Below are 12880 nucleotides of genomic sequence, written 5' to 3'. Positions count from 1 at the left end.
ATAGTATATGATTCTACTGTGCTGATCTGTTGGGTCAACGTCTTCCATCGCGAGGTTTTATGAAGCAAAGGCATTTACAATGCACGCGCCCAGCGCACGGGCGTGCTACTTGGATCGTCACCGGTATTGTGATGTTTATGGCAACCTGGAGCGGAGCAGCATTTGCCAACGCAACGCTGATTACCGTGAACGCGTAAGCCATTCACCCTACCCAACCCGCGATAGGCAAGGCAGAAGTTGCCTACGATCTCGCCAATTACCGACAAAAACCGCGCGCGCTGTTTGATGATTTCTGTAAGGGAGAAGGGGCTGGAAAGGTGGCTGATTTCTCGGACTCGTCGACCCTTGCCACAGCCACGAGTTTCCGCTGCGCGAAACCGGCCGGGACACACCCTGATGCGGTAAAATCGGCGGTGATTGCCCCGGATGGACAGGTTTACCTGACGGACGGCCATCACTCAGTGAGCGCATTACACGCCAGCACGCCGGACAGCGATATCATGCTGTCATTGCGCATTACCGATGATTTGCGCAATTTGCCCTCAATGGCGGTGTTCTGGGATTACATGCAACAGCACATCTGGTGTGGCTGGAGGGGCCTGCGGGCAAGATTGCACCGCGGGAATTGCCCTCTCAAGTGGGTATCGACGCCATGCAGGACGATCCTTATCGCTCGGTGCTCTATTTCCTACGGGGTATTGCCTATGAACGGCCGGAACCGTCTCCCCCGTTTTTAGAGTTTTATCTAGGCGCCTGGCTGAAAAGTCAGATGGCGATTACGCCTGCGGATACGGCAACACAGCAGGCATACTTTGCTTTGTTGCAAAAGGCGGCGCAGCTTCTGATACTGGCATCACCGCAAACCCATACCTTACCCGACTCTGCTTCGCCGACCTTGAGTCAACTGGGGCAACTGAGCGAGGTTAATCATAAAAAATTGAACAAGCTGAATAACCCCGACGGTAAGCTGGCGTTGCTATTTCGCTCCTGAAACTACGTACTAGCGCGGTGCGGTGCGGGGGGCTCTTCTGCTTGCAAACGGCAGGCGACCAGAGGCGCTAACTGTGGCATAATGGGCGTTAAATCACACTTTTTATTTGAGTCAACGCCGTGTTAAGTACCAACAACATTACGATGCAGTTTGGCAGCAAGCCGCTTTTTGAAAATATCTCCGTCAAGTTTGGCAACGGCAACAGCTACGGGTTGATTGGTGCTAACGGTTGTGGTAAATCCACGTTTATGAAGATCCTGGGTGGCGATCTGGTGCCGAGTGGCGGCAACGTTGCCCTCGATCCCAACGAGCGTCTGGGGAAACTGCGTCAGGACCAGTTTGCGTTTGAAAATTTCAGCGTGCTGGATACCGTGATCATGGGACATGCTGAACTCTGGACGGTAAAAGAAGAGCGTGACCGCATTTACGCGTTACCGGAAATGAGCGAGGAAGATGGCTATAAAGTCGCCGATCTGGAAGTCAAATACGGCGAAATGGACGGCTATAGTGCAGAATCCCGCGCAGGGGAACTGCTGTTAGGCGTGGGTATCCCGCTGGAACAGCATTACGGTTTGATGAGTGAAGTCGCTCCCGGCTGGAAACTGCGCGTACTGTTGGCGCAGGCGTTGTTTTCCAATCCTGATATTTTGCTGCTCGATGAACCGACCAACAACCTGGATATCGACACAATCCGTTGGCTGGAAAATGTGTTGAACGAACGCAACAGCACCATGATCATCATTTCCCACGATCGCCACTTCCTGAATATGGTGTGTACCCACATGGCGGATCTGGATTACGGTGAACTGCGCGTTTATCACGGAAATTACGATGAATACATGACGGCGGCCACGCAGGCGCGCGAACGTCTGTTGTCAGATAACGCCAAGAAAAAAGCGCAGATTGCCGAACTGCAATCCTTCGTCAGCCGTTTTAGCGCCAACGCCTCGAAATCACGTCAGGCAACGTCGCGTGCACGTCAAATCGAAAAAATTCAGCTTGATGAAGTGAAAGTCTCCAGCCGGCAGAACCCCTTTATTCGCTTCGACCAGGACAAGAAATTGTTCCGCAACGCGTTGGAAGTGGAGGCACTGGCGAAAGGCTTTGATAACGGCCCGCTGTTCTCTGGTCTCAATCTGCTGATCGAAGTGGGTGAGAAGGTTGCCATCCTGGGGACCAACGGGATTGGTAAAACCACGTTGCTCAAAACCCTGGTGGGCGAGTTGGCGGCGGATAAAGGCACCGTAAAATGGTCTGAAAATGTCAACATCGCCTACTACGCGCAGGATCATGAATACGAGTTTGGTGGCGATCTGACCGTGTTTGACTGGATGAGCCAGTGGAAGCAGGAAAAGGATGATGAGCAGGCAGTACGCAGCGTACTGGGTCGCTTGCTGTTTGGTCAGGACGATATCAAGAAGAAAGTGAAAGTGCTCTCTGGGGGCGAAAAAGGCCGTATGCTGTTTGGCAAGCTGATGATGCAGCGCCCCAATATTCTGGTGATGGATGAACCCACCAACCACCTGGATATGGAATCGATCGAAGCGCTTAACATGGCGTTAGAGCTCTATCAGGGTACCTTGCTGTTCGTTTCCCATGACCGCGAGTTCGTTAGCTCATTGGCCACGCGCGTACTGGAAATTACGCCCAACAAAGTGGTTGATTTTACCGGCAGTTATGAAGAGTACCTGCGTAGTCAGGGTATTGAGTAATCCATAGCCTCTGTTACCCCGCTGTGTGCAACGACTGGCGCGCAGCGTGCGTTCCGTATAACGTCTTCGCTCGCTTCCCGCTGATAGCCCCATAATACACAGCTACACAATACATAGGATCTTGCAATCGCTGCATCCATCACGATTTGCTAAGAAGAGCATCGTTACTCCGCTACTCCCTTAGAGTTATAGTTTCGGATATTTATTATTTTCGTCAGCCAGCCGTAGGCTATTGGTGCCATTTTGTCTTTTCCTTTACATGAGCGATATATTTCGCGTTGTGATGTAATTCAAAAAATTTGCGCTAAAGATTTTTATTTAACTAAATTATTTAAAGAGAACATTGAAAGATTCTATGTTGACCGGCTTAAATCAGAGAAATAAGATAAATTAGAAAAAGATATGATTAATATATTTTATTATTTTAAATCAAATAATTGTATTTTTTCTTTTAAAGGTTAATCAATTAACCATCGGTTTTGTAGCATGCAAAAAATAGCGATAATTAGTTATTGAGATTATTTCTCATTTAAATTCGGTATGAATAAATAAAATAAAAGGATGATGCGTAAACAATCACACTTATAACAGAAATAAGCAGGCTAATGTTCCGCTGATTGATGAAGATCAAGTCTGTTAAATGAATGTCCTCATTACCATACCCGTACACATGTTGTGTGTTATACTCCACACAGTTGAAGTTGCAGGTGCGTCGGTTATCTTGCTTACTCCGCCAGACTTATCCACATCAGTTTTCGGGAGTACGCGAGGCAGTCGTGTACCTGCTTTCGAAATCCATTGGGTAAGCTCCGTTCTGGTTACAGGAGAATAATAAAAAATGACTGGGGAAAATGTAATGCTTTCCCATCATGGCGTTAATCGCCGTGATTTTATGAAGTTATGTGCAGCACTTGCCGCATCGATGGGGTTAGCGGATTCCGCTGCCGCAGAGATTGCGCAATCCATTGGCTCCGTGCAACGTCCGCCGGTGCTGTGGATTGGCGCTCAGGAGTGTACAAGTTGTACCGAATCCCTGCTGCGTGCGACTCACCCGACGATTGAAAACTTGCTCCTGAATACCATTTCGCTGGAGTACCACGAGGTACTTTCGGCCGCTTTTGGTGAGCAGGCAGAAGAGAACAAACACCGCGCTATTGAGCAGTACAAAGGTAAATATGTGCTGGTGGTGGATGGTTCTACTCCGATTAAGGATGGCGGCATCTACTGCATGGTGGCTGGCAAGCCCATCGTCGATCATATCCGTGAAGCAGCAGAACATGCGGCGGCGATTATTGCCATCGGTTCCTGTTCTGCCTGGGGTGGTGTCGCCGCAGCAGGCAGCAACCCAACCGGCGCAGTCAGTCTAGAAGCGGTACTGCCGGGCAAAACCGTTATCAATATCCCTGGTTGCCCACCGAACCCGCACAACTTTTTAGCGACCGTGGCGCATATCATCACCTATCAACGTGCGCCGGCATTTGATGCCAAAGGCCGTCCCACTTTTGCCTATGGTCGCCTGATTCATGAACACTGTGAACGTCGTCCACACTTTGATGCGGGCCGCTTTGCCAAAGAGTTTGGCGATGACGGGCATCGTCAAGGTTGGTGCCTCTACCATCTGGGATGTAAAGGACCGGAAACCTACGGCAACTGCTCGATCATTGAATTCTGTGACGTCGGTGGCGGTATCTGGCCAGTAGGGATCGGTCACCCGTGCTATGGCTGTAACGAAGAGGGTGTCGGCTTTAAGAAAGGGATCTTCCAGTTGGCGAATGTGGAGAATCCTACACCGCGTGCGCAGAAACCGACGGTAGATCGTCCCGAAGGGGGTGACGTTTCTGCCACGGCGGTGGGCCTGCTCGGCGGCGTCAGCTTGATGGCAGTGAGGGAATTGGGGCGTCAACAGAAAAATGCTCAGCAAAAACAGGGGCAGCAAGACGCCGGTAACGATTCCCGGGAGGGCTAAGCCGTGAACAGACACAATTTTTTCAAGCTAGCCTCTGCCAGTGCGGTCATGGCGGGAACGCCGTTTGCCGCCAAGGCAGCGGCGACCAATCGACTGCCGATCCCTGGTGCATTGGGCATGCTTTACGACTCTACACTGTGCGTAGGATGTCAGGCATGCGTGACCGAGTGTCAGCAGGTTAATGAATCGGCCTATCGACCGGATAGCCAGATTTATGCTGGTGGTTCACCTACCTGGTCCAACAATGACAAGTTGAGCCCTTACACCAACAGCATCATTCAGGTATGGAGCAGCGGCACAGGTCAAAACAAAGACCAGGTCGATAACGGTTATGCCTACATCAAGAAGCAGTGTATGCATTGTGTCGATCCGAACTGTGTCTCGGTCTGCCCGGTCAGCGCGCTGAAAAAAGATGCCAAAACCGGCGTCGTGCATTATGACGCCAGTGTTTGCACCGGTTGTCGTTACTGCATGGTGGCGTGCCCGTTCAACATCCCCAAATACGACTACGAAAATCCGTTCGGCAAGCTGCACAAGTGTGAACTGTGCAACCAGAAAGGGTTGGAGCGGTTGTATAAAGGCGGCATGCCGGGATGCGTGGAAGTGTGCCCAACCGGCGCGGTGATCTTTGGTACCCGCGAAGAGTTGCTTGATGAAGCCAAACGCCGTATGGCAATGAAACCGGGCGATGAGTACCACTATCCGCGCCAGACGCTGGGGACTAAAGATACTTACCTTCACACCATTCCGACCTACGATCGCCATATTTACGGCGAAAAAGAGGCGGGTGGCACACAGGTACTGGTGATGGCTGGGGTTCCCTACCAAAACCTGGATCTGCCGCAACAGGATGAGCTGTCTACCGGCGCGCGCTCTGAGCACGTTCAGCACACCTTGTATAAAGGAATGGTGTTGCCGCTGGCGGAGTTAGCCGGGCTTTCCGTGTTGGTGCACCTTAACACTCGGGATGAACGCAAGGCGGATGATGAAGATCACGCCGAACCGCATCATCAGAAGAAAGATCAGGAGAACGATCATGACGGCGCATAAAGCCAGCCTGCTGGGCGGGCGTCTGGTCAGTTGGCCGGTAATGCTGCTGGCACCGCTTGCGGTGATTTGCGGCGTATTGATTCTGCGGCGGCTTATCTTTGGTATCGGTGCGGTGGCGGCCCTGAACGGGGGCTATCCGTGGGGGCTGTGGATCGCGTTTGACCTGCTGGTCGGTACCGGGTTTGCCTGTGGCGACTGGGCGCTGGCCTGGGCGGTTTATGTGTTTAACCGTGGGGAATATCATCCCCTGGTGCGTCCGGCGCTGTTGGCGAGCCTGTTCGGCTACTCGCTGGGTGGGCTGTCCATCACCATCGACGTAGGTCGTTACTGGAATCTGCCGTACTTCTACATTCCCGGTTTCTTCAACACCAACTCGGTACTGTTTGAAACTGCCGTCTGTATGACCATCTACATCGGGGTGATGGCGTTGGAGTTTGCGCCCGTGGTGTTCGAACGGTTCGGATGGAAGAAGGCGCTGAAGCACCTCAACAAGGTGATGTTCTTTATCATCTCGCTCGGGGCATTGCTGCCCACCATGCACCAATCTTCCATGGGATCGCTGATGATTTCCGCCGGGTACAAGGTGCATCCGCTGTGGCAAAGCTATGAGTTGCTACCGCTGCTGTCGTTGCTGACGGCCTTCATCATGGGTTTCTCCATTGTCACGTTTGAAGGATCGTTGGTGCAGGCCGGGCTGAAAGGTCGCGGACCCAATGAACGCCCGCTGTTTACCAAGTTGAGCGTTGTCACACAGGTATTGCTGGTGTTGTTCCTGGTGCTGCGCTTTGGCAAACTGTTATGGCACAACAAAACCGGCTATCTGTTCAGCGGCGATCGCTTCTCCATCATGTTCTGGTGTGAAGCGGCGCTGATGGTGTTCCCGCTGGTGCTGTTCCGGTTGCCGGGGCGCGTGAAGATTCGCGCTGGCTGTTCGTCGGCGGGCTCAGCATGCTGTTTCGGGGCGGCACTGTGGCGTTTGAGCTACTCACTGCTGGCGTTCAATCCCGGCGGTGGCTACCACTACTTCCCTGAGGCACAAGAAATGCTGATCTCCATGGGATTTGTCGCCATTGAAGTGTGCGCATACATCTTGTTAATCCGGTTGTTGCCGGTTCTTCCCGCACTGGGAAGCGTTCATAAGAATTATCAGGCCGAGGTAAAGCATGAGCCAACGCATCACCATTGATCCTATTACCCGTATCGAAGGGCACCTGCGCATTGATTGCGAAATTGAGCAAGGGAAAGTCACTAAAGCCTGGTCTTCCGGGACCATGTGGCGGGGAATGGAAGAAATCGTTAAAGGTCAGGATCCGCGCGATGCGTGGATGATTGTGCAGCGAATCTGTGGAGTGTGCACCACCGTGCACGCTATCGCTTCAGTGCGCGCGGTGGAAAACGCGCTCGCGTTGAACGTACCGGTCAATGCACAGTACATCCGCAACCTGATTCTGGCCGCACACAGCATTCATGACCATATTGTCCACTTCTACCAGCTGTCGGCGCTTGATTGGGTCGATGTGACGACGGCGTTGAATGCGGATCCGAACAAGGCGGAAGCCCTGCTGAAAGGCGCATCTACCTGGTCGTTGAACAGCGCGGCAGAGTTCACCAAAGTGCAGCAGAAGATCAAAGATCTGGTGGCCAGCGGTCAACAGGGGATCTTTACCAACGGCTATTGGGGACACTCGGCCATGGCGCTGCCGCCGGAAGCGAACCTGATTGCCGTTACTCACTACCTGCAAGCGTTGGAATGCCAGCGTGATGCGAACCGCATCGTTGCCATTCTGGGCGGCAAAACGCCACACATCCAGAACCTGGCGGTCGGCGGTGTGGCAAACCCGATCAACCTGGATGCCCCTGCGGTGCTGACCATGGAACGCCTGATGTACGTGAAATCGTTCATCGATCGTCTGGGCGATTTTATCGAGCAGGTTTACAAAGTGGATTGCGCGGTTATCGCTGCGCACTACCCTGAGTGGCTGACGCTGGGTAAAGGGGCCGATCACTACCTGAGCGTGCCTGAATTACCCACCGACAACAAAGGCGGCAGCTTCCTGCTGACCGGCGGTTATCTGGAAAACGGTGATTTCAGCAAATATCGTCCGATCACCAGCCACAACGATGCGTTTTTGATAGACGGCATCAAAGAAAGTGGTAAGCATGCTTGGTATAAAGATGATGAGCCACTGGCACCGAGGGAAGGGCTGACAGGCCCCAACTACACTGGCTGGCAGGATGACGGCAAATATACCTGGGTGAAAGCGCCGACCTTCTACGGTAAAACCGTCGAAGTCGGGCCACTGGCCTGGTTGCTGTGCGGCTTGGTGGCCAAACATAAAGATACTGAAACCCATTTCGCGCAGGTAGCTGGCCTGTATAAAGCGCTGACCGGTAAAACGCTGGAAGAGAAGCAGCTGCACTCTACGTTAGGCCGTGTGATTGGTCGCACCGTGCATTGCTGCGTGCTGAAAGATACTTTGGCGCAGCAGTGGCAGGCATTGGTGACCAATATTGGTAAAGGTGACCATCAGACCTTTATCAAGCCGGAGTTTACCCCGGACAAAGAGTACCGTGGCGTCGGGTTTGGCGAAATGCCGCGTGGTATGTTGTCGCACTGGATTGTGTTCAAGAACGGCAAGATCACCAACTATCAGGCGGTGGTGCCTTCAACCTGGACTTCCGGGCCGCGTAACTTTGAAGGGATTCCTGGGCCGTACGCCGGTGGCCGATCCGCACAAACCGCTGGAAGCGGCGTTTACGCGCGTCGCTCACAGTGATATGCAAACCCTACCGTTTTATCGTGCCGCCATTCCGGTAAAAACATGCGGTTTCACCCTGTTTGAACAGCAGTGGGTCGGTTGCTTGTTAACGCCCTGGACGCTGAGTCTGCTGGTGTTGCCCGGTCCGGATCAGGTGTGGTCACGGCGCACGGCCGGTGAGCGTCTGGCGCTGCAATTACCGTGTGGCAATGTCACGTTTATGGTGAGCGAAATTGCCGACGTGAGCGGTCAAAACCACCAATATCTTTCCTGTTCACTGATGTCGCCTATCGCTCCCCATATGTCGGCGCAGCAGGCGTTAACGCTGGCGGAACAGAGTGCGCGCATGGCGCTGTCGCTCCCGGTGGTGGATGCCAATGCGCCGCGTAATCTCAGCCGTCGTGCGCTGTTCCTGAGAGGGAACGCGTAGCATGCATGAAATATCCCTATGCTACAGCACGCTAGAGTTGATTGAGCAACACGGCGCACATAAAGTCACTGGCGTATGGTTGAAAATCGGTGCGCTGTCCTGCATTGAGGAAAGCGCATTACGCTTTTGCTTTGAATCCATTTGCCGACAAACGCTGGCGGAAGGATGCGAGTTACACGTTGCCGTGCGCGCGGCCCGGGCCTGGTGCTGGGAGTGCAGCGCGGTGGTTGACATTTCGCGCCACGGTGCGGGTTGCCCGCAGTGTGGCAGCTATAACCTGCTAATTGATGAAAGCGATAGCCTGCAATTGAAACAGTTAGCAGTAGAGTAACGTGGTTCAATACCGTAAGGAGTCAGTTCCTATGTGTACCACATGTGGCTGCGGCGAAGGGGAACGCAGAATTGAAGGTGATGAGCACGACCATCATGCTCATGAACATACCCACGCGCATCATCATGGGCATCACCACGGGCACGATCAGCGCATACGCACCAACATGCCCATGCTCATCATCACCCGCACCATCACGCTGATGACGCCATGTCGGAAGAGGCTGGCTCGCCACGCTATGTGGTGACTCATCATCACCACTATCACGGCGAAAGTAAAGTGGTGTCAAAGCGCAGCGTAGAACATGGACACGCGCATGCACACCATCATGATCATGACGACCACCATCACGATCATCACCATGATTCGCATCAACAGGTCGCTTTTCAGCCACAAGTGAACGGTTCAGATCTGCACTATGGGCAGGGGGAAGCGGGAACGCATGCACCGGGCATGGCACAACAGCGTCTGTTGCAGATTGAAATGGATGTGCTGAGCAAAAACAATGCGCTGGCTGAACATAACCGCGAACATTTTTCTGCACAAAACATCCTGGCGCTCAATCTGGTTTCCAGCCCCGGTTCCGGCAAAACCACCCTGTTGACGCACACTCTTGATCGTATCAGAAGCCATGTGCCTTGCGCTGTCATCGAAGGTGACCAACAGACGACCAACGATGCTGAACGTATTCGTGCAACAGGGGTGAGTGCCATTCAGGTGAATACCGGGAAAGGCTGCCATCTGGATGCGCAAATGGTGCATGATGCCGCGCATCGTCTGCAACTGGCGGATAACAGCATTCTGTTTATCGAAAACGTCGGCAATCTGGTGTACCCGGCCGGGTTCGATCTCGGCGAACGCCATAAAGTGGCGGTGCTCTCTGTGACGAAAGGTGAAGGTAAGTAACTGAAATATATGAATATATTTTCTGCTGCCGCGTCAATGATCATCAACAAGATCGATCTGCTGCCGTATCTGGATTTCGATTTGGATGCCTGTATCGCCTATGCGCGCCGCGTGAACCCGGATATTAAAGTGATTGCCCTCTCTGCCCGCAGTGGCGAGGGGATGGATGAATGGTTCGCCTGGCTGGAGGCACAACAATGTGCTTAGGCATTCCGGGTAAAGTGGTATCGGTCGGTGAAAATATTCACCAACCGGCGCTGGTGGATGTGTGCGGTGTGCAGCGTGCGGTGAATATCGCGCTGGTGAGCGAAGGTGAACCGGCAGAATTGATCTGCCAGTGGGTATTGGTGCATGTCGGGTTTGCCATGAGCCTGCTGGATGAGCAGGAGGCTCAGGATACGCTGGACGCATTGCAATCCATGCAGGCGGTTGGACTGGAGCTGGACGAAATGCGCCAGCACGGGGACGGTTATGCAGTACGTTGATGAATTTCGCGATCCTGAATTAGCCAAAACGCTGCTGAGGGAAATTGAAAAGCAGGTGGCGGCGATGCCGCACTGGCGTGAACATCCGCTGCAACTGATGGAAGTGTGCGGCGGGCACACCCACGCCATCTTCAAGTTTGGGTTGGATCGGCTATTGCCGCCGGAGATCGAATTTGTACATGGCCCCGGTTGCCCGGTGTGTGTGCTGCCGATGGGACGCATTGATGCCTGTATCGAAATCGCCTCGCACTCGGAAGTGATCTTCTGCACCTTCGGCGATGCGATGCGCGTGCTGGGACGCAACGGCTCCTTGCTGGATGCTCGCCGTCACGGCGCAGATGTGCGTATTGTTTACTCGCCGCTGGATGCGCTGGCGCTGGCGGAGAAACACCCAGAGCGCCAGGTGGTGTTTTTCGGGCTGGGGTTTGAAACCACCATGCCCAGCACGGCGCTGACACTACAGCAGGCCAAACGGCGCGGCATTCACAATTTCTCACTTTTTGTCAACACATTACCATTATCCCCACCTTGCGCAGCTTGCTGGAGCAGCCGGATATCCGTATCGACGGCTTTCTGCCACCGGGCCACGTCAGCATGGTGATCGGCGCCTCGTCTTATGAACCGCTGTGCGATGAGTTTCATAAGTCGTTTGTCATCACCGGGTTTGAGCTGTTCGATATACTGCAAGCGTTGCTGATGCTGTTGACCCAACTGCGTCAAGCACGCTGCCAGGTAGAGAATCAGTACCGCCGCATTGTGCCGGATAGCGGTAACGGACTGGCGCAAAAAGCGATCGATGAGGTGTTTGAAATCAAGGCCAGCAGCGAATGGCGCGGACTGGGTGAGATTGCCGATTCCGGCATGCAATTGCGCGCTGCCTATCATGACTATGATGCCGAACGTCGCTTTCAACCCGTCAACAGCGGGTGGCCGATGAACCGCTGTCACGCTGTGGTGACGTACTGACCGGCCGCTGCAAACCGGCGGATTGTCCGCTGTTTGCCTCGTGTTGCTCACCAGAGAACGCCATTGGCGCACTGATGGTATCGTCAGAAGGGGGCCTGTGCTGCCTATTATCAATATCGCCGGGAAGAAAGTCCCGTCGGGAATGACGTTTAAGTGAATATTTGCAAACCGCCGAAAGAGATAACGCTGGCGCACGGCAGCGGCGGTCAAGCCATGCAACAACTGATTGCCTCATTGTTTTTAACCGCATTTGATAACCCGCTGCTCGGACAACGGGAAGATCAAGCGCGTATGCCACTGGCCCCGCTAACGCAGCAGGGCGATCGTCTGGCGTTTACTACCGACAGCTATGTCATTGATCCGATTTTTTTCCCCGGAGGCGATATTGGCAAGCTGGCCGTGTGCGGCACGGTCAACGATCTGGCGGTCAGTGGTGCGCAACCGCTTTATCTTTCTTGCGGCTTTATCATTGAAGAAGGGTTTTCCGGCGAGGATCTGGTGCGTATTGTGACGTCTATGGCGCACACCGCGCAGCAGGCGGGTGTGCAGATTGTGACCGGGGATACCAAGGTGGTGCCGCGCGGTGCCGCCGACAAACTGTTTATCAACACGGCGGGGATCGGTGTTATTCCTGCTGAGATCAACTGGGGTGCATCGCAGATCCGTGCCGGCGATAAAATCATCGTCACCGGGAACTTGGGCGATCACGGTGCGACCATCCTTAATCTGCGCGAAAAATTGGGCTTGGAAGCCGAACTCAGCAGCGACTGTGCTGCTCTGACGCCGATGATTGCACCTTTGCGCACGATTGACGGTGTGCGTGCGCTGCGCGCGGTGGTGTGACGGCCATCCTGCACGAATATGCGCAAGCCAGCGGCTGCGGCATGGTGATTGACGAGGCGGCACTGCCTCTGAAATCGGCGGTGCGCGGTATCTGCGAAATTCTGGGGTTGGAAGCGCTAAACTTTGCCAATGAAGGTAAGCTGGTGTTGGCTGTGGCCCCGCAGGCGGAACAGGCGGTGCTTGATGCACTGCATGTACATCAGCTGGGCAAAGAGGCTGTCAGCATTGGCGAAGCGACGGCATCCACTCAGGTGCGCCTGCGCGGCATATTCGGCACGTCACGACTGCTGGACCTGCCGCATAACGAGCCCATGCCGCGCATCTGCTAACACAACAACGCGGACCCTTTTGTTTTTTGGGTTTTGCTTCGCGTAAAGGATCCCGCTGAAGTGTGCGGGGCCGCCGGGTGAGCGGCATGAATGCCGCGAAAGCCAGCGCCGC

General features: G+C 53.9%; 7 protein-coding genes and 5 pseudogenes. All 12 read left to right on the top strand.

Going from position 1 to position 12880, the window contains the following annotated elements:
* Positions 1-200: 200 nt before the first annotated feature.
* The 12 genes and pseudogenes from CS369_RS25240 (at position 201) to hypE (ending at position 12768) form a co-directional block, all read left to right on the top strand.
* Positions 201-991 (top strand): annotated as a pseudogene (locus CS369_RS25240) (ParB/Srx family N-terminal domain-containing protein).
* A gap of 119 nt (positions 992-1110) precedes the next feature.
* Positions 1111-2703: an ABC-F family ATPase gene (locus CS369_RS13455; protein WP_196907488.1), complete on the top strand. Its 1593-nt coding sequence runs from the start codon at positions 1111-1113 to the stop codon at positions 2701-2703.
* An 838-nt stretch (positions 2704-3541) separates the two neighbouring features.
* Entirely contained in the window at positions 3542-4669 is a 1128-nt protein-coding gene (gene hybO, locus CS369_RS13450; protein ID WP_196907487.1) for a hydrogenase 2 small subunit, read from the top strand.
* A 3-nt stretch (positions 4670-4672) separates the two neighbouring features.
* Positions 4673-5719, top strand: coding sequence for a hydrogenase 2 operon protein HybA (hybA, locus tag CS369_RS13445; protein ID WP_196907486.1), 1047 nt, complete (start codon positions 4673-4675; stop codon positions 5717-5719).
* Positions 5706-6905, top strand: a complete 1200-nt coding sequence (gene hybB, locus CS369_RS13440) for a Ni/Fe-hydrogenase cytochrome b subunit (RefSeq protein ID WP_196907485.1) — start codon at positions 5706-5708, stop codon at positions 6903-6905. The genes hybA and hybB overlap by 14 nt, the downstream gene beginning before the upstream one ends.
* Positions 6883-8494: pseudogene (hybC, locus tag CS369_RS13435) on the top strand (hydrogenase 2 large subunit); the annotation flags it as partial. The gene hybB and the pseudogene hybC, both read left to right, overlap by 23 nt.
* Before the next feature lie 3 nt (positions 8495-8497).
* Positions 8498-8908 (top strand): hydrogenase-2 assembly chaperone, encoded by a 411-nt coding sequence (gene hybE / locus CS369_RS13430; protein ID WP_244665001.1) that lies wholly within the window; start codon positions 8498-8500, stop codon positions 8906-8908.
* Position 8909: 1 nt separating this feature from the next.
* Complete coding sequence (gene hypA, locus CS369_RS13425; protein ID WP_196907483.1) at positions 8910-9239, top strand: hydrogenase maturation nickel metallochaperone HypA; 330 nt, start codon at positions 8910-8912, stop codon at positions 9237-9239.
* 31 nt (positions 9240-9270) lie between these two features.
* Positions 9271-10352: pseudogene (gene hypB, locus CS369_RS13415) on the top strand (hydrogenase nickel incorporation protein HypB).
* The gene (gene hybG / locus CS369_RS13410; protein WP_196907481.1) at positions 10343-10630 is read left to right on the top strand and encodes a hydrogenase maturation factor HybG; all 288 of its coding nucleotides are present in this window, start codon (positions 10343-10345) and stop codon (positions 10628-10630) included. Before hypB ends, hybG begins: the two are co-directional and overlap by 10 nt.
* Positions 10524-11742: pseudogene (gene hypD, locus CS369_RS13405) on the top strand (hydrogenase formation protein HypD). Before hybG ends, hypD begins: the two are co-directional and overlap by 107 nt.
* A 67-nt stretch (positions 11743-11809) precedes the next feature.
* Positions 11810-12768: pseudogene (gene hypE, locus CS369_RS13400) on the top strand (hydrogenase expression/formation protein HypE).
* Positions 12769-12880: the final 112 nt, after the last annotated feature.

It is taken from the genome of Candidatus Symbiopectobacterium sp. 'North America' (assembly GCF_015762685.1).
In the GTDB taxonomy this organism is placed as follows: domain Bacteria; phylum Pseudomonadota; class Gammaproteobacteria; order Enterobacterales; family Enterobacteriaceae; genus Symbiopectobacterium.
Note: the sequence above shows the minus strand (reverse complement) of the source record. Positions and strands in the feature narration are given on the sequence as shown.